Genomic DNA, 21947 nt, shown 5'->3' on the forward strand with positions numbered 1-21947 from the left:
CGGCTCGGCCCGTCTGGCGCTGGAAGGCGACCAGTCGGAAATCGGCGTGCCGTCGATCCTGAAGCTGGTGGAAGCGCTGGACACGTTCATCCCGCAGCCGGAGCGTGCGATCGACAAGCCGTTCCTGATGCCGGTGGAAGACGTGTTCTCGATCTCGGGCCGCGGCACCGTGGTGACCGGTCGTATCGAGCGCGGCATCATCAAGGTTGGTGACGAAATCGAAATCGTCGGTATCCGTCCGACCCAGAAGACCACCGTGACCGGCGTGGAAATGTTCCGCAAGCTGCTGGACCAGGGTCAGGCAGGCGACAACGCCGGCCTGCTGCTGCGCGGCACCAAGCGTGACGACGTCGAGCGCGGCCAGGTGCTGGCCAAGCCGGGTTCGATCACCCCGCACACCGAGTTCGAGGGCGAGGTGTACGTGCTGTCGAAGGACGAAGGCGGCCGCCACACCCCGTTCTTCAAGGGCTACCGTCCGCAGTTCTACTTCCGCACGACCGACATCACGGGCGCCTGCCAGCTGCCGGAAGGCGTGGAAATGGTGATGCCGGGCGACAACGTGAAGATGGTGGTGTCGCTGATCAACCCGGTGGCGATGGACGAAGGCCTGCGTTTCGCGATCCGCGAAGGCGGCCGTACCGTCGGCGCCGGCGTGGTGGCCAAGATCCTCAAGTAATACCTCTGGCGCATGTCATTCCGGCCCGATTGCGGCCGGAATGCCCCCCTCCTGACCGGCCTTACGGCCGGCCAAGTCGGGAAGCGGCCGAATTCCTCCGGGAACGCGGCTGGGATTGGCGACAGGGCTTGCAATGCCTGGTCGATACCCTCTAGAATGCAAGACCCTCGCGGCCTGATCCTTCGGGAAAGGTCGCGAACCAGCGAAATGAAGCGCAGGAAGTGCTTCGTGTTCGCCAGACAGGGAAATGTCGCGCGGCAGTGCTCCGTCCGTCCCGAAAAATAGTTCGGGACATCGATGACGGGGCCGCTTGCGCGTTCATGACTTCCAGTCTGGGCGGACCGGTAATAACCGGTCTGCCTTTGTTTTTGAAGGTCTTCCGGGTGTGGTGCGGCCCGAAAGAGAAAAAGCACCATTTCCAGGGGTCCGGTACACCCAGTTATCGGACCTGTCGCTCTTTAACGAAGGAGTTTCCGCCATGGCGGACCAAAAGATCCGGATTCGGCTCAAAGCGTACGATCATCGTCTGATCGACCGCTCGGCCAGCGAGATCGTCGAGACGGCCAAGCGGACCGGCGCGCAAGTGCGCGGCCCGATCCCGCTGCCGACCAAGATCGAGCGTTACACCATTCTCGTCTCCCCGCACGTTGACAAGGACGCGCGTGACCAGTACGAGACCCGCACGCACAAGCGCGTGCTCGACATCGTCGACCCCAACGACAAGACCGTGGACGCGCTGATGAAGCTCGAACTCGCGGCGGGCGTCGACGTGCAGATCAAGCTGACCTGAGGACGACTGAGATGAGCGCGAAGAAGTATTCGCTCGGCATCGTCGGTCGCAAGGCCGGCATGAGCCGTTTCTTCACCGCCGACGGCAAGTCGGTTCCGGTGACCCTGATTGAAGCCACCCCGAACCGCATCACCCAGATCAAGACGGTTGAATCCGACGGCTACAGCGCCGTGCAGGTGACCGCTGGCGTGAAGCGCGCGTCGCTGCTGACCAAGCCCGAAGCCGGCCACCTGGCCAAGGCCAAGGTCGAAGCCGGTCGTGGCCTGTGGGAGCTGCGCGTCGAATCCGACCAGATCGGCGGTTTCGAAATCGGCGGCGAGATCAAGGCTGACATTTTCGAAGCCGGCCAGATCGTCGACGTCCAGGGCGTCACGAAGGGCAAGGGCTTCCAGGGCACGATCAAGCGCTGGAACTTCACCATGGGTGACGCCACCCACGGTAACTCGCTGTCGCACCGCTCGCCGGGCTCCATCGGCCAGCGTCAGACGCCGGGTCGCGTGTTCCCGGGCAAGAAGATGTCCGGTCACATGGGCGACGTGCAGCAGACGACTCAGGGCCTGGAAGTGGTCAAGGTCGACGCCGAGCGCGGTCTGATCGCGATCAAGGGCGCGGTTCCGGGTGCTCCGGGCGGCGACGTGATCGTGCGTCCGTCGAGCAAGGGAGTTTGATGATGGAACTCGCAATCACCAATAGCACCAAGACGCTGTCGGTCTCCGACGCGATCTTCGGCCGCGAATTCAGCGAAGACCTGGTCCACCAGGTGGTCGTTGCCTACCGCAACGCCGGTCGCTCGGGCACCAAGGCCCAGAAGACCCGTTCGGAAGTCAACGGTACGACCAAGAAGTCGAAGAAGCAGAAGGGCGGCGGCGCGCGTCATGGCGCACTGACGGCTCCGATCTTCGTCGGCGGCGGCGTGACCTTCGCGGCCAAGCCGCGCAGCTTCGCGCAGAAGGTCAACCGCAAGATGTACCGCGCCGCGATCGCCGCGATCCTGTCCGAGCTGAACCGCCAGGGCCGCATCAAGGTCGTCGAGTCGTTCGACATCGATGCACCGAAGACCAAGTCGATGATCGCCAAGCTCAAGGGCCTGGAAGTCGGCAAGCGTCCGCTGATCGTCACCGAAGAAGCCACCGAGAATCTGTACCTCTCGGCGCGCAACCTGCCGTACGTCGAAGTGCGTGACGTCCAGGGCCTGGATCCGGTTGCCCTCGTTGGCGCCGACTCGGTCGTGGTCACCACCGACGCGGTCAAGAAGATCGAGGAGTGGCTGGCATGAACGACGCCAAGCTCTACAGCATCATCCGCGCACCGCGTGTGTCCGAAAAGACCGCGCGTCTGCAGGAAGTCTCCAACAAATACGTCTTTGAAGTCGCGAACGACGCCACCAAGGCCGACGTGAAAGTCGCCGTGGAAAAGCTGTTCGCCGTCAAGGTCGAGGCAGTCAATGTGGTCAACGTGAAGGGCAAGAACAAAGCCTTCAAGAACCGCATGGGCCGTCGCGGCGACTGGCGCAAGGCGTACGTGACGCTGGCCGAAGGCCAGTCGATCGACGTGATGGCCACGGCCTGAGGATAGATCCATGGCATTGATGACTTTCAAGCCCACCTCCCCCGGCCGCCGCAGCGCGGTCCGCGTGGTGACGCCGGGCCTGCACAAGGGCGCACCGCACGCGGCCCTCGTCGAGAAGCAGAGCAAGAGTGGTGGTCGTAACCACCACGGCCGCATCACCACCCGCCACATCGGTGGTGGCCACAAGCAGCATTACCGCATCATCGACTTCAAGCGCGACAAGGTCGGTATCCCCGCCCGCGTCGAGCGCATTGAATACGATCCGAACCGCACCGCGCACATCGCGCTGCTGTGCTATGTCGACGGTGAGCGTCGTTACATCATCGCGCCCAAGGGCCTGAAGGATGGCGACCAGGTGATCGCGGGCCGCGAAGCCCCGATCCGCGTCGGCAACACGCTGCCGCTGACCAACATCCCGGTCGGTACGACGGTGTGCTGCGTCGAGATGAAGCCGGGCAAGGGTGCCCAGCTGGCCCGTGCGGCCGGCGCCAGCGCCTACCTGGTCGCTCGCGAACAGGGTTACGCCACGCTGCGCCTTCGCTCCGGCGAAATGCGCAAGGTGCCGGTCGAGTGCGGCGCCACCATCGGTGAAGTCGGCAACGACGAACACAACCTCGAGAAGCTCGGCAAGGCCGGCGCCAAGCGCTGGCGCGGTGTCAAGCCGACCGTCCGCGGTGCGGCCATGAACCCGGTCGATCACCCGCACGGTGGTGGTGAAGCGAAGGCAGGCCAGGGTAATCCGCATCCGGTCACCCCGTGGGGTGTTCCGACCAAGGGTTACAAGACCCGCAAGAACAAGCGCACCTCGCAGTTCATCGTGCGCGATCGTAGGAGCTAATCGGCCATGGCACGTTCCCTCAAGAAAGGTCCGTTCGTCGACCACCATCTGCAGAAGAAGGTGGAGACCGCGGGCAACAACAAGAAGCCGATCAAGACCTGGTCGCGTCGCTCGATGATCCTGCCGGAATTCGTGGGTTTCACCATTGCCGTGCACAACGGCAAGAACCACATCCCGGTGCTGGTCAACGAGAACATGGTTGGCCACAAGCTTGGCGAGTTCGCCCTGACCCGTACGTTCAAGGGTCACGGCGGCGACAAGAAGTCCGGGAAGTAAGGAGATGACCATGGAAGCGAAAGCCATCCTGCGCACCGCGCGCATCTCCCCGCAGAAGGCCCGCCTGGTCGCTGACCAGGTCCGTGGCCTGTCGGCCGAACGCGCCGTCAACCTGCTGAAGTTCTCGGACAAGAAGGCTGCGGCACTGATCCGCAAGGTCGTGGAATCCGCGATCGCCAACGCCGAAAACAACCAGGGTGCCGACGTCGACGAGCTGCGCGTCAAGACGATCATGGTCGACGAAGGTCCGGCCCTGAAGCGTTTCATGGCGCGGGCCAAGGGCCGCGGTACCCGCATCCTCAAGCGCACCAGCCACATCACTGTGGTTGTTGGCGCGGGCAAGTAAGGCGGAGCATAGATATGGGTCATAAAGTACATCCGACCGGCATCCGCCTTGGCATCTCCAAGGATTGGACGTCCAAGTGGTTCGCTGGCAAGAAGCAGTACGCCTCGTTCCTGGCCGCCGACCTCAAGGTCCGCGAGATGCTGCGCAAGAAGCTTGCACAGGCTGGCATCTCCAAGATCCTGATCGAGCGTCCGGCCAACAACGCCCGCGTCACGATCCACACCGCCCGTCCGGGCGTGGTGATCGGCAAGCGTGGCGAGGACATCGAGAAGCTGCGTAAGGAAGTCAGCGATGTGATGGGCGTTCCGGCGCACATCAACGTCACCGAAGTCCGCAAGCCCGAGCTCGACGCACAGCTGGTTGCCGAGTCGATCGCGCAGCAGCTGGAGCGCCGCATCATGTTCCGCCGCGCGATGAAGCGTGCCGTCGGCAACGCGATGCGCCTGGGTGCGCTGGGCATCAAGGTGAACGTCGCCGGCCGTCTCAACGGTGCCGAAATCGCACGTTCGGAGTGGTACCGCGAAGGTCGCGTACCGCTGCACACGCTGCGTGCCGACATCGACTATGGCTTCGCTGAAGCCAAGACGACCTACGGCATCATCGGCATCAAGGTATGGGTCTTCAAGGGCGAGATCTTCGATTTCTCCCAGGTTGGCCAGGAAAAGCAGGACGACACGCCGCGCGCTGAGCGTGGTGACCGTCCGGACCGTGGCGACCGCAAGGATCGCAACGATCGTCCCGGTCGTGGCCGTCCGGCCCGCGAAGCGAGGTAATTGACCATGTTGCAACCCAAGCGAACCAAGTATCGCAAGATGCACAAGGGCCGTAACGACGGCCTGAGCTGGAGTGCGAATGCCGTCAGCTTCGGCGAGTACGGCCTGAAGTCGACGGCGACCGGTCAGCTGACCGCTCGCCAGATCGAGGCCGCGCGCCGTTCCATCAGTCGCTACGTGAAGCGTGGCGGCAAGATGTGGATCCGCGTGTTCCCCGACAAGCCGATCACCAAGAAGCCGATCGAAGTCCGAATGGGCTCCGGTAAGGGCAACGTCGAGTATTGGGTCGCCCAGATCCAGCCCGGCCGCATGATCTATGAAATCGAAGGTGTGGACGAAGCCACGGCACGCGAAGCGTTCCGTCTGGCCGCAGCCAAGCTTTCGGTCACCACCACTTTCGTGACCCGTACGGTGCGCTAATGGAACTCAAAGACCTCCGCGCGAAGTCGGCTGATGAGCTGAAGGCCCACCTGGCCGAACTGCACAAGGAGACGTTTGCTCTCCGCATGCAGAAGGCCACCGGCCAGCTCGCCAAGACCCACGAAGCCCGCCGCGTGCGCCGCGAGATTGCTCGCGTCAACACGCTGCTCGGGCAGAAGAAGTAAGGACCCGCCATGACCGACAACAAAACAGAGAAGGCGCTGCGCACGGTAGAAGGCCGGGTCGTTAGCAACAAGATGGATAAGACCGTGACGGTCCTCGTCGAGCGCCAGGTCAAGCACGCGCTGTACGGCAAGTACATCCGTCGCTCGACCAAGCTGCATGCCCACGACGCCGACAATTCGTGCAACGAGGGCGATATCGTCCGCGTGGCCGAATGCGCGCCGATGTCCAAGACCAAGAACTGGCGCGTGGTGACGATCGTCACCCGTGCGGCCGAATAAGAGGAGGGCTGACTCATGATCCAGATGCAGAGCTACCTCGACGTGGCTGACAATTCCGGTGCCAAGGAAGTGATGTGCATCAAGGTGCTGGGCGGCTCCAAGCGCCGTTACGCCGGCATCGGCGACATCATCAAGGTCACCGTGAAGGACGCGATTCCGCGCGGCAAGGTCAAGAAGGGCGACGTCTATGACGCCGTCGTGGTCCGCACCCGCAAGGGCGTTCGTCGTCCGGACGGCTCGCTGATCCGCTTCGACGGCAACGCCGCCGTGCTCCTGAACAACAAGCAGGAACCCATCGGTACCCGCATCTTCGGGCCAGTGACCCGCGAGCTGCGTACCGAGAAGTTCATGAAGATCGTCTCGCTCGCTCCTGAAGTGCTCTGAGCGGAGGAATTAAGATGAACCGTATCCGCAAGGGCGACCAGGTCGTCGTCACCGCTGGCAAGGACAAGGGCAAGAAGGGCGACGTCATCCGCGTCGCCGGCGACAAGGTCGTCGTGTCCAACGTCAACATCATCAAGCGCCACACCAAGCCGAACCCGCAGGCCGGCCAGCCCGGCGGCGTGATCGAGCGCGAGGCGCCGATTCACATTTCCAACGTGATGCTGTTCAACCCTGCCTCGGGCAAGGGCGAACGCGTTGCTTTCAAGGTGCTGGAGGATGGACGCAAATTGCGTGTGTTCCGCTCCAGCGGCGAGGCTATCTGACATGAACACCCGTCTCGAAAAGTTCTACAAGGACGAAGTCGTCCCGGCCCTGACCAAGAAGTTCGGTTACACGAACCCGATGGAAGTGCCGCGCCTGACCAAGATCACGATCAACATGGGCGTGGGCGAAGCCGCCACGAACAAGAAGATCCTGGAAAACGCCGTTGCCGACCTGACCAAGATCGCCGGCCAGAAGCCGATCGTGACGAAGAGCCGCGTGTCGGTGGCCTCGTTCAAGATCCGTGACGGCTGGCCGATCGGTTGCAAGGTCACGCTGCGCCGCGCGCATATGTTCGAGTTCCTCGATCGCCTGATCAACGTCTCGCTGCCGCGCGTCCGCGACTTCCGTGGCGTGTCGGGCCGTTCGTTCGACGGTCGCGGCAACTACAACATGGGCGTGAAGGAACAGATCATCTTCCCGGAAATCGACTTCGACTCCGTCGACGCCGTCCGTGGCATGGATATCGCCATCACGACCACCGCCAAGACCGACGCCGAAGCCAAGGCGCTGCTTGAAGCGTTCCGCTTCCCGTTCCGCAACTGATTTCAGAGATATAGATCATGGCCAAGACCTCGATGATCAACCGCGAAATCAAGCGGAAGAAGCTGAACAAGCAGCACGGCGCCAAGCGCCTGGCGCTGAAGAAAGTCATCTCCAGCACGACTGCGTCGTACGAAGAGAAGATCGAAGCGGCGACCAAGCTGCAGAAGCTGCCGCGCGATTCCTCGGAAAGCCGCCAGCGCAACCGTTGCGAACTGTCGGGCCGCGCTCGTGGCGTCTACCGCAAGTTCGGCCTCGGCCGCAACATGCTGCGCAAGGCGACCATGAACGGCGACGTTCCGGGCCTGCGCAAGGCTTCCTGGTAATCCAGTAGGCAAACAAGCCGGGAAGTCTGCTAGACTTGCCGGCTGCTCCAGGCGCCCGGCCCGGCTACCAAGCCAGGCTGGGCGTCACAACTGAAAGTATTCGCAATCCTGCGGATATCGGTGCACTCATAGGTGAATTTTCATGAGCATGACTGATCCCATCGCCGACATGCTGGTCCGCATGAAGAATGCGGCGGCCGTTCGGAAGCAGACGGTGAAGATGCCGTCGTCCAAGATCAAGACCGCGATCGCCACCGTCCTGAAGGACGAGGGCTACATCGCTGATTTCCGCGTGACCCCGAACGGCGCCAAGGCCGAGCTCGAAGTCGTGCTGAAGTACTACGAAGGCAAGCCGGTGATCGAGCGCCTCGAGCGCTTCTCGCGTTCGGGCCTGCGCCAGTACCGCGGCAAGGACGCGATCCCGAAGGTCCTCGGTGGCCTCGGCGTCGCCATCATTTCCACCTCGAAGGGCATCATGACCGATGCGCAGGCGCGCCAGCAGGGCGTCGGCGGTGAAGTCCTGTGCTTCGTGGCCTAACAGGAGCTCACTGAACATGTCTCGTGTAGCCAAGAAGCCGATCTCCCTGCCCAAGGGCGTCGAAATCAAAGTCGCCGCCGACAGCATCAGCGCCAAGGGCCCGAAGGGCACCCTGAGCGTTGGCAAGCCGGCCGGCATCGAACTGAAGGTCGAAGGCGATACCGCGCTGTTCTCGACCGAGAACGCAGAGCAGATCGCCCTCACCGGCACCCTGCGCGCGATCCTCGCCAACATGGTGAAGGGCGTTACCGAAGGCTTCGAGCGCAAGCTTGAGCTGGTCGGCGTCGGTTACCGCGCTGCCATGCAGGGCAAGGACCTGAACCTGTCGCTGGGTTTCTCGCACCCGGTGCTGTTCCAGACGCCGGAAGGCATCACCATCGCTACCCCGACCCAGACCGAAATCCTGGTCTCCGGTGCGGACAAGCAGCGCGTCGGTGAAGTTGCCGCCAAGATCCGTGGCTTCCGTCCGCCGGAGCCCTACAAGGGCAAGGGTGTGAAGTACGCCGGCGAAGTCATCATCCGTAAGGAAGCGAAGAAGGCCTAATCAGGCGTTCGGCTTCGAGGAACCAGATCATGAGCATCAAGAACACTGCCCGCCTGCGTCGCGCCAAGTCGACCCGCGCCCACATCCGCGATCTCGGCGTGCCGCGCCTGACCGTGCTGCGCACGGGCCAGCACCTGTACGCCCAGGTCTTCACTGCCGACGGCTCCAAGGTCCTGGCCGCCGCCTCGACCGTGCAGGCCGACGTCAAGGATGGCCTGAAGAACGGCAAGAATGCCGAAGCCGCCGTCAAGGTTGGCCACGCCATTGCCGCGAAGGCCAAGGCTGCCGGTATCGAGAAGGTCGCTTTCGACCGCTCGGGTTACCGCTACCACGGTCGCATCAAGGCCCTGGCCGACGCTGCGCGCGAAGGCGGCCTGCAGTTCTGATTTTCCGGGCGGGTGCTTACCCGCCCATTCGGGCTTGGGCAAGTGGCGGGTTGAATCCCGCTGCCTGCTTGAAAGCGCGGGGCCTAGCCTCCACGCAATGCCCACCTGCCGATGCGGACTGCATCGGGCGCGGCTCCGGATTGCCGGTTTCGCGAAGCATCCGAAGTACTCAACAACCATAAGCGGCCACGCCGCAAATCCATCAACTACCGAGTATTCGAAATGGCAGAAGAACAACGTGCACCGCGGGGCCGCGATCGTGATCGCAACCGCGAAGAAGTCGATGACGGCATGATCGAGAAGCTGATCGCGGTCAACCGCGTCAGCAAGACCGTCAAGGGCGGCCGCCAGTTCACCTTCACCGCGCTGACGGTGGTGGGCGACGGCAACGGCAAGGTCGGTTTCGGTTACGGCAAGGCACGCGAAGTGCCGGTCGCGATCCAGAAGTCGATGGAATATGCCCGCAAGAGCTTCGTCAATGTCGACCTGAACAACGGCACCCTGTGGCACGCGGTGAAGTCCGGCCACGGCGCGGCACGCGTGTTCATGCAGCCCGCTTCGGAAGGTACTGGCGTGATCGCCGGCGGCGCGATGCGCGCTGTCCTGGAAGCGGTTGGCGTCAAGAACGTGCTGGCCAAGGCCGTGGGTTCGCGTAACCCCATCAACCTCGTGCGTGCAACGCTGCGCGGCCTGGGCGAGATGCATTCGCCGGCCAAGATCGCGGCCAAGCGCGGCAAGAAGGTGGAGGACCTGAACCATGGCTAAGAAGGAAGCGGCAGCCGCCGGTACCGTCAAGGTGCGCCTGGTCAAGGGTCTGCGTGGCACCCAAGCCCGTCACCGTCTGTCGGTGAAGGCGCTGGGCCTGAACAAGCTCAACGATGTGCGTGAACTGAAGGACAGCCCGTCTGTGCGCGGCCTGATCAATCAGCTTCACTACCTCGTTCGCGTCGAGGAGTAATCAACATGCGTCTCAACACTCTGCAACCCGCCGACGGCGCCCGTACCGATCGCAAGCGCGTCGGTCGTGGTATCGGTTCGGGCCTGGGCAAGACCGCGGGCCGCGGCCACAAGGGTTCGTTCGCTCGTTCCGGCAAGGGCAAGATCAAGGCCGGCTTCGAAGGCGGCCAGATGCCGATGCAGCGTCGCCTGCCGAAGATCGGCTTCCGTTCGCTGATCAAGAAGGACACGGCCGAAGTGCTGCTGTACGCACTGGACAAGCTTGCCGCCGGTGAGATCGACCTGGCCGCCCTCAAGGCCGCCAAGCTCGTTCCGCCGAACGCCAAGCAGGCCAAGATCGTGAAGAAGGGCGAAGTCACCAAGTCGTTCACGCTCAAGGGCGTGACGGCGACGGCCGGCGCCAAGGCTGCCATCGAAGCAGCTGGCGGCTCGATCGCTTAAACACCCTCGCGTAGGGCGGAATCCGCACAGCGGCTTCCGCCTTTTGCGTTGAACGGCACGGCGGAATTGCCCTTGGCGGTTTCGCCCTACCGATGTAACGAATACCCACGGAGTTCCAGATGGCGAAAAGCAGCAACGCAATGGCAGGGCTCGGCGGCGGTCTCGGTAAGTTCACCGAGCTGCGTCAACGTCTGCTGTTCGTCGTCGGCGCGCTGATTGTCTACCGCATCGGTTGCTACATCCCGGTGCCGGGCGTCAATCCGGAAGCCATGCTCAAGCTGATGGAAAGCCAGAAGGGCACCATCGTGGACATGTTCAACATGTTCTCGGGTGGCGCGCTTCGTCGATTCAGCCTGTTCGCGTTGAACGTGATGCCGTACATCTCGGCGTCCATCATCGTGCAGCTGTTGACCCAGATCGTGCCGTCCTTCAAGGCCATCCAGAAGGAAGGCGAGTCGGGTCGTCGCAAGATCAACCAGTGGTCGCGCATGGGCGCGATTCCGCTGGCCGTATTCCAGGCGTGGGGCATCGCGACCGCGCTGCAGAGCGGCGGCGCCGCCAACGGCATCCAGGTCGTTTACAACCCGGGTCCGGGCTTCGTCCTTACCGCGGTGATTGCGTTGACCGCGGGCACGATGTTCCTGATGTGGCTGGGTGAGCAGATCACCGAGCGCGGCATCGGCAACGGCGTGTCGCTGATCATCTTCGCCGGCATCGTCGCAGGCCTTCCGGCCGACGTGCTGGGCATGTTCCAGCAGATCCGCAATGGCGACATGGGTGCGCCGTCGGCCCTGCTCATCGCCGCGCTGGTCCTGGGCTTCACCTTTCTGGTGGTGTTCGTCGAGCGTGGCCAACGACGCATCACGGTGAATTACGCGCGCCGCCAGGGTGGCCGCAGCGCGTACATGAACCAGTCCTCGTTCCTGCCGCTCAAGCTCAACATGGCCGGCGTCATTCCGCCGATCTTCGCGTCGAGCATCGTGATGTTCCCGGCGACGGCGGCAGCTTGGTTCAGTCAGGGCAGTTCGGCGACGTGGCTGCAGAAGGTCGCGCAGATGCTGAACTCCGGGCAGCCGCTGCACATGATCCTGTACGCGACCATGATTATTGGTTTTGCGTTCTTCTATACGGCGTTGGTGTTCAACTCGCAGGAAACGGCCGACAACCTCAAGAAGTCGGGCGCGCTGATTCCGGGCATCCGTCCGGGCAAGGCGACGGCGGACTACGTCGATGGCGTGTTGACCCGCCTGACCGCGGCCGGTGCGATCTACCTGGTAATCGTCTGCCTGTTGCCGGAAATCATGCGCACGCAGCTGGGTACCTCGTTCTACTTCGGCGGCACGTCGCTGCTGATCGTGGTGGTTGTGGTGATGGACTTCATCGCGCAGATCCAGGCGCACCTGATGTCGCATCAGTACGAAAGCCTGTTGAAGAAGGCGAACCTCAAGGGTTCCCGCGGCAGGTAACAAGAACAACGCGATACCGGCTCAGGCCGGTGTCGCAAAGGGCGGTCCGGGCGCACCCCGGCCGCAGCGGATCCCGGGCCTGGCCCAGGGATCCAGATGAGCGACCCGGGCGGCGTCTCGCGCACGGGTGGTTTCGGGCCTTTCGCGCGCCAGAGTAGCGCGCGGGGGCGGGCAGGGCAGGCACACCAAAGGTGCTTCGCCAGGTTCGTCCAGTCCGGGACTGTCGCTGGAGCATGGGCACACTCCCCATGCCGGGTATTTGGGACTTCGGTCCCGGTACTTCCAAGTAACCCGAGACCCTGTTAAAATCTCATGTTCACTCCGCCGGGTTCATAGCCTGGCCGTCAAACCAGTTGGAGAATCGCGTCATGGCGCGTATTGCTGGCGTCAACCTGCCTGCCCAGAAGCACGTCTGGGTCGGGCTGCAAAGTATCTACGGCATTGGCCGTACCCGTTCCAAGCAGGTCTGCAACGCCGCTGGCGTGACGCAGACCACCAAGATCCGCGACCTGTCGGAACCGGAAGTCGAACGCCTGCGTGGCGAGATCGCCAAGTTCGTGGTCGAAGGTGACCTGCGCCGCGAAATCGGCATGGCCATCAAGCGTCTGATGGACCTGGGCTGCTTCCGCGGCCTGCGTCACCGTCGCGGCCTGCCGCTGCGTGGTCAGCGCACCCGGACCAATGCACGTACCCGTAAGGGTCCGCGCAAGGCCATCAAGAAGTAAGGGGATAGATCATGGCCAAGCCGGCAGCAGCCGCTAAAACCAAGAAGAAGATCAAGCGAGTCGTCACCGACGGCATCGCCCACGTCCACGCTTCTTTCAACAACACCATCATCACGATCACCGACCGCCAGGGCAATGCGCTCTCGTGGGCGACTTCGGGCGGCGCGGGTTTCCGCGGCTCGCGTAAGTCGACCCCGTTCGCAGCCCAGGTTGCTGCCGAAAAGGCCGGTCGTGCTGCCCTCGATTACGGCCTGAAGACGCTCGAAGTGCGTATCAAGGGTCCGGGTCCGGGTCGCGAGTCCGCCGTTCGTTCGCTGAACAACGTCGGCTACAAGATCGCCAACATCATCGACGTCACGCCGATTCCGCACAACGGCTGCCGTCCGCCCAAAAAGCGTCGCGTCTGAGGAGCTGAAGACACATGGCTCGTTATATTGGTCCCAAGTGCAAGCTCTCCCGTCGTGAAGGCGCCGACCTCTCGCTGAAGTCGCCCGTCCGCGCTCTCGACTCGAAGTGCAAGCTCGAACAGAAACCCGGCCAGCATGGTCCGACTGCCCGCAAGGGCAAGCTGTCGGATTACGCCACCCAGCTGCGTGAAAAGCAGAAGGTCAAGCGTATCTACGGCCTGCTGGAACGTCAGTTCCGCAACTACTACAAGAAGGCGTCGAACAAGAAGGGCAACACGGGTGAAAACCTGCTGCAGCTCCTCGAGACCCGTCTTGACAACGTCATCTACCGCATGGGCTTCGCAGTGACCCGTCCGGCCGCTCGCCAGCTGGTCTCGCACCGTGGTGTCACGGTCAACGGCAAGTCGGTCAACCTGCCTTCGTACCAGGTCAAGGCCGGCGACGCGATCGCGCTGTCGGAACGCGCCCAGAAGCAGCTGCGCGTGCAGGAATCGCTGGGCGTCGCCGCCCAGATGGACCTGTCCCCGTCGTGGGTCGAAGTTGATGCCAAGAAGTTCGCTGGTGTGTTCAAGGCTGTGCCGGATCGCTCCGACCTGCCTGCCGACATCAACGAAGCGCTGATCGTCGAGTTGTACTCGAAGTAATGACGGCTGCGGCCTGAAAAGGCCGCTTCCGCCAAATCCCAGGCTGGTGCGTTCTGCGCGCCGGCCTCTCCCTTCGAGAGAGGGGAGCTCCAGAAGCCTCAGCCGATCGTCGTATACCCCCACGTACGTAGGCATTGCAGGAGAACGCAACAACATGACGGTTACCGCCAACCAGGTACTGCGCCCGCGTGGTCCCCAGATCGAACGCATCTCCGGCCATCGCGCCAAGGTCGTGATCGAGCCGCTTGAACGCGGCTACGGCCACACCCTCGGCAACGCGCTGCGTCGCGTGCTGCTGTCCTCGATCCCCGGCTTCGCGATCACCGAAGTCGAGATCGACGGCGTGCTCCACGAGTACACCACGGTCGAAGGCCTCGAAGAGGACGTGCTGGAAGTCCTGCTGAACCTCAAGGACGTCGCCATCCGCATGCACACCGGTGAGAGCTCCACGCTGTCGCTGGCCAAGCAGGGCCCCGGCATTGTCACCGCCGCCGACATCAAGACCGACCACAATGTCGAAATCCTGAATCCGGAACACGTGATCGCGCACCTGACCAAGGACACTGCGCTGAACATGCGTCTGAAGATCGAGCGCGGTTTCGGCTACCAGCCGGCCGCTGCCCGTCGTCGTCCGGATGAAGAAACCCGCACGATCGGCCGTCTGATGCTGGACGCCTCGTTCTCGCCGGTCCGCCGCGTTGCCTACGCCGTGGAAGCCGCGCGCGTCGAACAGCGCACCGACCTCGACAAGCTGGTTCTGGACATCGAAACCAACGGCACGATCGATGCCGAGGAAGCCGTGCGCACCGCCGCCGACATCCTCAGCGACCAGCTGTCGGTGTTCGGTGACTTCACCCATCGCGACCGCGGTGCTGCCAAGCCGCAGACCGGTGGCGTGGATCCGATCCTGCTGCGTCCGATCGACGATCTCGAGCTGACCGTGCGTTCGGCCAACTGCCTCAAGGCCGAGAGCATCTACTACGTCGGCGATCTGATCCAGAAGACCGAAGTCGAGCTGCTCAAGACCCCGAACCTCGGCAAGAAGTCGCTTACCGAGATCAAGGAAGTCCTCGCCCAGCGCGGCCTTTCGCTCGGCATGAAGCTCGAAAACTGGCCGCCGGCGGGCATTGCCTCGCACGGGATGATGGGCTAAAGCAACAAGCGGTCCCTGCCTTACGGTAGGGACCGCCGCAACACACGTCGACGGGCCAGAAGGCCCGCGGCACGCCGCCCAGGGAGGGTCGGCTCGGACCAACCGCAGTCCAATGTTCCAACGCCACGATGGCGACAGCGAAATACAACAGTTCCAACATTCATCAGGAATCCAACTCATGCGCCACCAGAAATCCGGACGTGCCCTCAGCCGCACCACTGCGCATCGCGAAGCGATGTTCAGCAACATGGCTGCCTCGCTGATCAAGCACGGTCTCATCCGTACCACCCTGCCCAAGGCCAAGGAACTGCGCCGCGTCGCAGAGCCGCTGATCACCCTGGGCAAGGTCGACGGCGTCGCCAACCGCCGCCTCGCTTTCTCGCGCCTGCGCGACAAGGAAGCCGTCGGCACGCTGTTCACCACCCTCGGCCCGCGTTACGCGACGCGTCCGGGCGGCTACCTGCGCATCCTCAAGTGCGGTTTCCGCGCTGGCGACAATGCGCCGATGGCCTATGTCGAGCTGGTCGACCGCCCCGACGCGGCCCAGTAAGACGCAAGTCACCTCCGTCCGCCGCCAGGTGGGCGACGCATAAGCCTCGGTCTCGCGACCGGGGCTTTTTGCGTTTCTGGTGCCTGTGGATGGATGCGGCCGGGAGCGCCGACCGCGGTGTCATGCACGCGCCTTTCGCTATCGAGATAATCCGCGGGAGCCAGCGCCGATCCCCATGCAGGCTGTAATTGTGTACATGGCTGCCAGCCTGCACTGTGTGCGCATGCGGATCGCGCCTCCGCGCCCGTGCATCGTTCAGGTGATCGATTAAGATGCGACGGAGGCCGGTAATGCGGCCAATGGGCGACGTACGCCGAAGGATGGGGAAGGGATGGGCAAGTTGCTGCGGGGCCTGCACAAGCTGGGCCTGGTGGAGCTGGATGAACGCGAAGCGGCCGGAAACCCGGTGTCGGCGTCAGAACTTCCGGCCAATCCCGATCCTGTGATGCCTGTCGTCGAACTTCCGCCGGCGCCGGTGGTGGTTCCCACCGACATCGTCGAGAACCGTCCCTTCGAAGACATCTACGCCGAGCAGCAGGTGCCCGGCTCGCCGTATACGGCCGAAAAGCTGCTGAAGGTGCTCGACGGCCTACGGGCGATGCAGCCGGAAATGCGCAAGACCGCCGTGCTGGCGATCGACAGCGCCGATGACACCTGGGCTGTGGAAGACGCCGTGCTGGACGCCATGCGCAAGGTCAAGGCGCTCGAGAACACCAAGCAGGGCCTGTTCCAGGCCGCGCAGTCGGCCAATGCCAATGCGCAGTCGGAACTGGAAGCTCGCGAAAAACTGCAGCAGGAGACCATCGCCCACATCCGCGGCCAGATCGCCGAGATGGAAGCGATGCTCGCCCGCGAGGTGGAAGGCGCGACCAGGGACAAGGCCGACATCCAGGCCGCCAAGCGCGCGACCGAAGAGGCCTGCCTGCGCGAGCGCATGCGCATCGACGCCCAGATCGAACTTCTGCAGCAGATCCCGCAGACCTTCGGCAACGACGGCGCGCCCGCCGCGTAAGCACCCACTCAACCGGCGCGCCGCCGCACCAGGTGGCGTGCCCGCTGTCGGATCACAAGGAGAACGCGTTCCATGGCCAAACTGACTCCCCTCGCCAAGGGCCTGATTACTGTCGCCATCCTCGGCGTTGCCGGCGCCGGCGCCTGGCACCTGGGCCTGAAGAAGCTGGTCAACCGCGGCGGTACGACCGACGTCGCCGCGACCAAGGGCAGCGATGCGTCTTCCGCGTCGACCCCTTCCAGCAACAACGGCACCGGAACCGGCCCGCTGGGCTCGCCCGGCAATCCGCTCAAGGTGAGCATCGTCAGCTTCCACGGCTACGCGCCGGCGCTGGTCGCCAACGGCAAGTCGCTCAAGACGCAGGCAGGCTCGATCTTCGAGCGCAATGGTGTGAACGTCGAGCTGGTGATCCAGGACGACATCCCCACGCTGTCCACGATCTTCGAGTCCGGCGCGGCGCAGTGCGCCTGGCGCACCTCGGACTTCTGGGCGCAGGAACAACCCAACCTGCGCAATGCCGGACGCGACGCGCGCGCGGTGATGATCGTCGACAACACCCAGGGCGCCGACGCGATCATCGCGCGCGATCCCGCGGTCGGCCGCGTCGAAGACCTCGCCGGTCGCAAGGTCGCGCTGCTGCAGTACACCCCGTCAGACGGCATGACCATCGACGCGGTGGACAATTCCAGCCTCAGCGCCCGCCGCAAGGAATCGGTGAAGTACGTCTACATCAACGCCGAGGAAGGCACTGCCGGCGTCCGCGCAGCGCTGGAATCGGGCAACGTCGATGCCGCCGCGCTGTGGGATCCGGACCTGTCGCTCGCGCTGAAGAACATTCCCGGTGCGCACGTCGTCTATTCGACCAAGACTGCGACCAACCTGATCTACGACGTGATGGTCTGCGACAGCCGCGTGCTGAACGATGCCGCCAACACCGATGCGATCCAGGGCTTCGTCTCCGGTTGGATGGAAGGCGTGGAAGCGTCCAAGCGCAACCCCGACGAAGCCGTCGACGCGCTGGTCAAGACCGAAGAGTTCTTCACCCTGCTGGCGAAGGACCAGGGTCGTGGTTTCGTGAAGGCGCTGTTCTCCAACCTGGTCTGGACGGGCCTGGACGACAACGCCCGCATCCTCGGCCTGGCCGGCGGCACCAACCACTACGAGCGCGTGTACCACCGCTTCGACGAGATCTACCGCAAGGCCGGCGCGCTGGCCAACCCGAACTCGCCGGTGATCAACCCGCAGGATTCCTTCGACTACCGCTTCATCCGCAAGCTGCTGGAAAAGAACCAGGCCGCGCAGCAGGCGGCCGCCAAGCCGGAGTTCACCTTCACCGAATCCGAGCGCGCGGAGGCGACTGAAACCGAAGCCGCCGTCACCAAGCCGGTGATCGTGGGCTTCTCCAGCGGCAGCGCGTCGCTGACCAAGCGTGCGGAGAAGACCATCAACGACGAGATGGTGCCGTTCATCGAGAACAACGGTTCGGCGTATTTCGAAATCTCCGGCAACACCGATGCCACCGGCTCGCGCGACACCAACATGCGCCTGTCGAAGCAGCGCGCGCAGGCAGTGGTGGAGTACCTCGTGTCCCAGTGGGAATTCGACCGGGCCCGTTTCACCGTGGTCGGCAACGGTCCGGACAAGCCGCTGTGCGATGAAGGCAATCCCGGCGCCGAAGGCCTGGGCCTGGAGGACTGCCGCGCGTCCAATCGCACCACGCGCATTGGCGTGCACACGCGCTGATCGGCTCGCAGCGGGTGCCGACTGTGTTCCGGAGGCAATGGAACACAGTCCAGGCAGCGAAGTTGGCGGCCGCATTCCATCGATAGCGTGAACAGGTAACGAGTCAGGCGATGACCGAAAGCAACTTCTGGAACCCGTACGCACCACTGACCGCCGGCACGCGCCGTGGTCTGGGCATTGGTGCGGTGATCGCCGTGCTGGTGATCTGGGGTGCGCTGGCCGGCCTGGCGATCGTCGGCCCTAACAAGCTGCCTGCGCCGTGGAGCGTGGCCAAGGCGCTCGCCTACCTCGCATGGGATGGCGAGCACGGCCGCAGCCTGCTGTTCAACGCGACGCTGGCTTCGGTCGGACGCATCCTTGCCGCGGGCGCGCTGGTGGTGGCCATCGGCATTCCCGCCGGCGTGGTGATGGGGGCGTCACCGAAGATCAACGCGATGCTGTCGCCGCTCGTCGATCCGTTCCGTTCCGCACCGGTCGTCGCGCTGCTGCCGATCATGGTGATGTGGTTCGGCATCGGTGAATCGATGAAGGTGCTGTTTCTCTACGCTGGCGCCGTCGTGTACCTGGTGCCGATGGTGCGCGACGCCATCCAGGCCGTCCCGCAGGCGTACTGGATAAGTGCGCGCGACCTGGGCGCCACGCCGTGGGAAGCCGTCCGCCACGCCGTGCTGCCGATCGCGATGCCGCGAATTGCCGACGCCGTGATCGTGGCGACCTCGGTGATGTGGACCTACATCACCGTCGCCGAATACGTAAACGCCGGCGAAGGCCTCGGCCAGATGATCCAGAACGCGCGTCGCTTCTCGGCGATGGACCAGGTATTCGCGGGGATCATTGTGATCATCGCGTTTGCCCTCATCACCTATCAGCTGATGCGCTACGTGAAGCGCCGCCTGTATCCGTGGGAAACCGAAGCATGAGCACGCCGGAACCTGTCGCCTCCGCTACCGCGACATCGCCCGCCACGGTTAGCCTGGAACTGCGCGAGATCGTGCAGGAATATCCGAGTGCCGACGGCTCGGGCGTTACCCGCGTGGTCGACACCCTGAGCCTTCGCTACGAACGTCCCGGCATCAACATGCTGCTGGGCCCGTCAGGCTGCGGAAAATCCACCATCCTGCGCATGATGGGTGGCGTTCGGCCGATCGGCGTCACCACGCCGACATCGGGCACGGTACTGGTCGATGGGCAGCCCTGTGTGGGCGCGCACGACGACTCGGTGATGGTGTTCCAGCGCTATGCCAATCGCCCGGACCTGTCGGTGCGCGACAACGTCGCATTCCCGTTCCGCCTTGATCTGTGGCGCAACCGCGTGCCCAAGACGGAATGGTCGAAGCGCGTCGACGACATGCTCAATGCCGTCGGTTTGTGGGAGCACCGGGACCTGCGTCCGTCGCAGCTCTCCGGTGGCCAGAACCAGCGTGTCGCACTGGCGCGTGCGCTGGTGCTGGAGCCGCGCATCCTGCTGATGGACGAACCGTTTGGCGCGCTGGATGCGCAGACCCGGGTGGAGATGCAGCAGTTGTTGAATTCGTTGTACGAGCGTCGCCCGTGCCTGGTGGTGTTCGTCACCCACGATGTGACCGAAGCGTTGACCCTGGGCGATCGTGTCACCGTATTGTCGACACAGCCGGCGCGCATCGCCGACGATTTCACCATCGACGAGCCGCGGCCACGCGGCAATGCATGGCAGCGAGCGACCGACACCGTGAAGCTGGAGGAGCGCGTACTCGCCCAGCTGCACGCCAAGAGCACGGGTCGTGGCAGCGTGAAGGTTTCGATCTAGGCATGATCCCGTCGTGAGCAGCACCGACCCCAAAGACAAACCCTCCTACCTGGGCGCGATGCTCTCGCATCCGACCAATATCAACATTGGTCTGGTGTCGATCATTTCCGCCACGGTGCTCTCGTTTCCCTTCGGACTGGCGGGCGCGATACTGCCGTTGTTCGCGTTCGGTGCGGGCGAAGCCATCGCGGCGTTGTTCATCCCTGCCTCGCCGACGTTCCGCGACAAAGTGGATCGACGCTACCGGAGCGAGCAGCGCGAAGCCCGCATCGCCCATCTGCGCGGTGAGATCCTGGCGCGCTGCGGCGAGAGCCACAGCAACTGGAACATCTTCCATCGACTGCGCGAACGTGTGGAGTCCGTGGCCGAGTTGCTGCAGCACCGCGACACATCGCTGGAAACGCACGAACTGGAAAAGCTCCGGGATTCCTGCGGCGATTACCTGGGCCTGTGGCTGGCGGAACTGAGCATCGACGAGCGACTGGATTCGGCCGACGTCGGCAGCCTGCAACGTCGTGCCGGCGACCTGGCCAAGCGCATCGAGGCCGGCGATCCCGATCGTCGCAGCCTGGTCAAGGCCAAGACCGACATCGAGGAGCTGGTGCAGCGCCATCGCCGCCTGTCCAGCCGCAAGGCTGCGGTCGACGCGGCGATGTTGTCGCTGCCCGACACGGTGGAAGAGATCTACCAGACCCTGATCACCACGCCCGCCGCCGGCGATGCGCGTGGCCAGCTGCAGGAAGCAATCGAGCGCCTGCGGATGGAAGAAGAACTGGACGACAGCAGCTACGCGGAGCTCGACCAGGTGCTGCCCAATCGCGCCGCGCGCGTCGCAGCCACCCGTCTCCAACAGTAAATCCAACACTGAAATCCAATACGGACTCCCAGGGAATGAGCAACGTAACCGTCGCCGAACTCAAGCAACTCTGCGATTTCGAGCAGCACCAGCGCATGGTCCATGACACGCTGGCCGGCGCGCTCGGCGATGCCGCGTCGCGCCTGCGTTTCCTGGGGCGCTACACCAGCTGGAACGGGTTCTTCGGATCGGGCGTGGCCGCGCTGGCAGGCAAGATCGGCCGCTCGCGCGGGTGCTTCATCGACACGACGCAGCCGATTGCCGCATTGGCGGATCGCAGCGTGTACGTGGCCAGCTTTTTCTTCGATGCCGCCCGCGACGAATTCGACGATCGCGACACCGTGCACCGCGACACCCACCGTTGCCTGGCGCAGTCGATGCTCAAGGGGCTTATCGATTTCGAAGCCGGCCAGCAGCAACTGGACGATGCGGCGATCGTGTCGCTGTTGCAGGATCCGTCGTGGCTCGCGGACCTCAATCGCCACGTTGCCACCGGCTACGGTGTCGGTTCGCCGGACGACCTGGGCAACATCTTCGCCGGCATCGGCTACCACATGGGTTCGGAACTGCTGGCCGACCAGGAGTTCACCATCATCGATCGCACCCTGCGCGAACTCGCGCCGGATCTGGTCGCCTACCTGGATGGCGCGAAGGTCAACATAGCCGGGCAGGAGCACCGCGCCTACCAGTGGATCGCGATCCATTCCGGCCACGGTGGCGGCGCGGAGGCGGATCATTTCGAATGGGCCACGCAGGGCGCACGACTGGCATTCCGCTTCGTGCCGGAGAAATACCATGGTCCGGTGCGCGAGCTGCTGCACCAGGGGTTTCGCGATTTCGCCCGCGACCATCGCGAATTCTTCCAGCGGGTCAATAGCTGATCGATAGGCCGGCTGATCGGGAAGCAGGATTTCAACAACGGCAGGGCGACTCCATGAAACCGGGCGCGCTGTCGACGCAAGAACAACAGGTCCCATGTTTCGCCCGGGACGACACATCAATGACAGGAGCAC

34 protein-coding genes are annotated in these 21947 nt (G+C 63.7%); all 34 read left to right on the plus strand.

What is annotated here, in order from left to right:
* On the plus strand, positions 1–676 hold a 676-nt coding region (locus ACYVD7_RS05670), incomplete at its 5' end, for an EF-Tu C-terminal domain-related protein (RefSeq protein WP_460760240.1).
* Positions 677–1154: 478 nt separating this feature from the next.
* Positions 1155–1466 carry a 30S ribosomal protein S10 gene (gene rpsJ, locus ACYVD7_RS05675; protein WP_027070119.1) on the plus strand — a complete coding sequence of 104 codons (312 nt, stop codon included), beginning with the start codon at positions 1155–1157 and terminating at the stop codon, positions 1464–1466.
* Positions 1467–1477: 11 nt separating this feature from the next.
* Positions 1478–2134, plus strand: a complete 657-nt coding sequence (gene rplC / locus ACYVD7_RS05680; protein WP_460760242.1) for a 50S ribosomal protein L3 — start codon at positions 1478–1480, stop codon at positions 2132–2134.
* A gap of 2 nt (positions 2135–2136) precedes the next feature.
* Positions 2137–2742, plus strand: coding sequence for a 50S ribosomal protein L4 (gene rplD / locus ACYVD7_RS05685; RefSeq protein ID WP_460760245.1), 606 nt, complete (start codon positions 2137–2139; stop codon positions 2740–2742).
* Positions 2739–3035 carry a 50S ribosomal protein L23 gene (gene rplW / locus ACYVD7_RS05690; protein WP_460760247.1) on the plus strand — a complete coding sequence of 99 codons (297 nt, stop codon included), beginning with the start codon at positions 2739–2741 and terminating at the stop codon, positions 3033–3035. Before rplD ends, rplW begins: the two co-directional genes overlap by 4 nt.
* A gap of 10 nt (positions 3036–3045) precedes the next feature.
* Positions 3046–3873: a 50S ribosomal protein L2 gene (rplB, locus tag ACYVD7_RS05695; protein ID WP_460760250.1), complete on the plus strand. Its 828-nt coding sequence runs from the start codon at positions 3046–3048 to the stop codon at positions 3871–3873.
* A gap of 6 nt (positions 3874–3879) precedes the next feature.
* Positions 3880–4149 carry a 30S ribosomal protein S19 gene (gene rpsS / locus ACYVD7_RS05700; RefSeq protein WP_460760252.1) on the plus strand — a complete coding sequence of 90 codons (270 nt, stop codon included), beginning with the start codon at positions 3880–3882 and terminating at the stop codon, positions 4147–4149.
* 10 nt (positions 4150–4159) lie between these two features.
* Entirely contained in the window at positions 4160–4495 is a 336-nt protein-coding gene (gene rplV / locus ACYVD7_RS05705) for a 50S ribosomal protein L22 (protein WP_187711365.1), read from the plus strand.
* A gap of 14 nt (positions 4496–4509) precedes the next feature.
* Positions 4510–5268, plus strand: a complete 759-nt coding sequence (gene rpsC / locus ACYVD7_RS05710; protein ID WP_460760255.1) for a 30S ribosomal protein S3 — start codon at positions 4510–4512, stop codon at positions 5266–5268.
* A gap of 6 nt (positions 5269–5274) precedes the next feature.
* Positions 5275–5688: a 50S ribosomal protein L16 gene (gene rplP / locus ACYVD7_RS05715; RefSeq protein ID WP_056136011.1), complete on the plus strand. Its 414-nt coding sequence runs from the start codon at positions 5275–5277 to the stop codon at positions 5686–5688.
* Positions 5688–5873 carry a 50S ribosomal protein L29 gene (gene rpmC / locus ACYVD7_RS05720; RefSeq protein WP_460760257.1) on the plus strand — a complete coding sequence of 62 codons (186 nt, stop codon included), beginning with the start codon at positions 5688–5690 and terminating at the stop codon, positions 5871–5873. Before rplP ends, rpmC begins: the two co-directional genes overlap by 1 nt.
* A 9-nt stretch (positions 5874–5882) precedes the next feature.
* Entirely contained in the window at positions 5883–6152 is a 270-nt protein-coding gene (gene rpsQ, locus ACYVD7_RS05725; RefSeq protein WP_056136006.1) for a 30S ribosomal protein S17, read from the plus strand.
* Between the two features lie 15 nt (positions 6153–6167).
* Positions 6168–6536, plus strand: coding sequence for a 50S ribosomal protein L14 (gene rplN / locus ACYVD7_RS05730; RefSeq protein WP_056136003.1), 369 nt, complete (start codon positions 6168–6170; stop codon positions 6534–6536).
* A gap of 14 nt (positions 6537–6550) precedes the next feature.
* Entirely contained in the window at positions 6551–6859 is a 309-nt protein-coding gene (rplX, locus tag ACYVD7_RS05735; RefSeq protein WP_460760260.1) for a 50S ribosomal protein L24, read from the plus strand.
* A 1-nt stretch (position 6860) separates the two neighbouring features.
* A complete protein-coding gene (rplE, locus tag ACYVD7_RS05740) occupies positions 6861–7403 on the plus strand; it encodes a 50S ribosomal protein L5 (RefSeq protein WP_460760263.1) in 543 nt (180 codons plus the stop codon).
* A gap of 17 nt (positions 7404–7420) precedes the next feature.
* A complete protein-coding gene (gene rpsN / locus ACYVD7_RS05745; protein WP_460760265.1) occupies positions 7421–7726 on the plus strand; it encodes a 30S ribosomal protein S14 in 306 nt (101 codons plus the stop codon).
* Positions 7727–7868: 142 nt separating this feature from the next.
* Positions 7869–8264, plus strand: a complete 396-nt coding sequence (gene rpsH / locus ACYVD7_RS05750; RefSeq protein WP_460760268.1) for a 30S ribosomal protein S8 — start codon at positions 7869–7871, stop codon at positions 8262–8264.
* Between the two features lie 16 nt (positions 8265–8280).
* Positions 8281–8808, plus strand: a complete 528-nt coding sequence (gene rplF / locus ACYVD7_RS05755; RefSeq protein ID WP_460760270.1) for a 50S ribosomal protein L6 — start codon at positions 8281–8283, stop codon at positions 8806–8808.
* A 29-nt stretch (positions 8809–8837) separates the two neighbouring features.
* A complete protein-coding gene (gene rplR, locus ACYVD7_RS05760) occupies positions 8838–9194 on the plus strand; it encodes a 50S ribosomal protein L18 (RefSeq protein ID WP_460760273.1) in 357 nt (118 codons plus the stop codon).
* A gap of 222 nt (positions 9195–9416) precedes the next feature.
* Positions 9417–9959 carry a 30S ribosomal protein S5 gene (rpsE, locus tag ACYVD7_RS05765; protein WP_310053764.1) on the plus strand — a complete coding sequence of 181 codons (543 nt, stop codon included), beginning with the start codon at positions 9417–9419 and terminating at the stop codon, positions 9957–9959.
* Positions 9952–10152, plus strand: a complete 201-nt coding sequence (rpmD, locus tag ACYVD7_RS05770) for a 50S ribosomal protein L30 (RefSeq protein WP_460708584.1) — start codon at positions 9952–9954, stop codon at positions 10150–10152. Before rpsE ends, rpmD begins: the two co-directional genes overlap by 8 nt.
* Positions 10152–10592, plus strand: coding sequence for a 50S ribosomal protein L15 (gene rplO / locus ACYVD7_RS05775; protein ID WP_460760353.1), 441 nt, complete (start codon positions 10152–10154; stop codon positions 10590–10592). Before rpmD ends, rplO begins: the two co-directional genes overlap by 1 nt.
* 140 nt (positions 10593–10732) lie before the next feature.
* A complete protein-coding gene (secY, locus tag ACYVD7_RS05780) occupies positions 10733–12058 on the plus strand; it encodes a preprotein translocase subunit SecY (RefSeq protein WP_460760355.1) in 1326 nt (441 codons plus the stop codon).
* Positions 12059–12426: 368 nt separating this feature from the next.
* Positions 12427–12783, plus strand: coding sequence for a 30S ribosomal protein S13 (rpsM, locus tag ACYVD7_RS05785; RefSeq protein ID WP_460760275.1), 357 nt, complete (start codon positions 12427–12429; stop codon positions 12781–12783).
* 11 nt (positions 12784–12794) lie between these two features.
* Entirely contained in the window at positions 12795–13190 is a 396-nt protein-coding gene (gene rpsK, locus ACYVD7_RS05790) for a 30S ribosomal protein S11 (RefSeq protein ID WP_187711379.1), read from the plus strand.
* A gap of 14 nt (positions 13191–13204) precedes the next feature.
* Complete coding sequence (rpsD, locus tag ACYVD7_RS05795; protein ID WP_386750763.1) at positions 13205–13834, plus strand: 30S ribosomal protein S4; 630 nt, start codon at positions 13205–13207, stop codon at positions 13832–13834.
* Positions 13835–13988: 154 nt separating this feature from the next.
* Entirely contained in the window at positions 13989–14987 is a 999-nt protein-coding gene (locus ACYVD7_RS05800) for a DNA-directed RNA polymerase subunit alpha (RefSeq protein WP_460760278.1), read from the plus strand.
* A 178-nt stretch (positions 14988–15165) separates the two neighbouring features.
* A complete protein-coding gene (gene rplQ, locus ACYVD7_RS05805; protein ID WP_460760281.1) occupies positions 15166–15537 on the plus strand; it encodes a 50S ribosomal protein L17 in 372 nt (123 codons plus the stop codon).
* Positions 15538–15868: 331 nt separating this feature from the next.
* Positions 15869–16549, plus strand: coding sequence for a hypothetical protein (locus tag ACYVD7_RS05810; protein WP_460760283.1), 681 nt, complete (start codon positions 15869–15871; stop codon positions 16547–16549).
* Between the two features lie 72 nt (positions 16550–16621).
* The gene (locus tag ACYVD7_RS05815; RefSeq protein ID WP_460760286.1) at positions 16622–18292 is read left to right on the plus strand and encodes a phosphate ABC transporter substrate-binding/OmpA family protein; all 1671 of its coding nucleotides are present in this window, start codon (positions 16622–16624) and stop codon (positions 18290–18292) included.
* Positions 18293–18402: 110 nt separating this feature from the next.
* Positions 18403–19212, plus strand: a complete 810-nt coding sequence (locus tag ACYVD7_RS05820; RefSeq protein ID WP_460760288.1) for an ABC transporter permease — start codon at positions 18403–18405, stop codon at positions 19210–19212.
* Positions 19209–20078 (plus strand): ABC transporter ATP-binding protein, encoded by an 870-nt coding sequence (locus ACYVD7_RS05825; RefSeq protein ID WP_460760291.1) that lies wholly within the window; start codon positions 19209–19211, stop codon positions 20076–20078. Before ACYVD7_RS05820 ends, ACYVD7_RS05825 begins: the two co-directional genes overlap by 4 nt.
* Before the next feature lie 13 nt (positions 20079–20091).
* Positions 20092–20934 carry a hypothetical protein gene (locus tag ACYVD7_RS05830; protein WP_460760294.1) on the plus strand — a complete coding sequence of 281 codons (843 nt, stop codon included), beginning with the start codon at positions 20092–20094 and terminating at the stop codon, positions 20932–20934.
* Between the two features lie 35 nt (positions 20935–20969).
* Entirely contained in the window at positions 20970–21815 is an 846-nt protein-coding gene (locus ACYVD7_RS05835) for a hypothetical protein (RefSeq protein WP_460760297.1), read from the plus strand.
* The last annotated feature ends 132 nt before the right edge of the window (positions 21816–21947 follow it).

It is taken from the genome of Lysobacter fragariae (genome assembly GCF_054779775.1).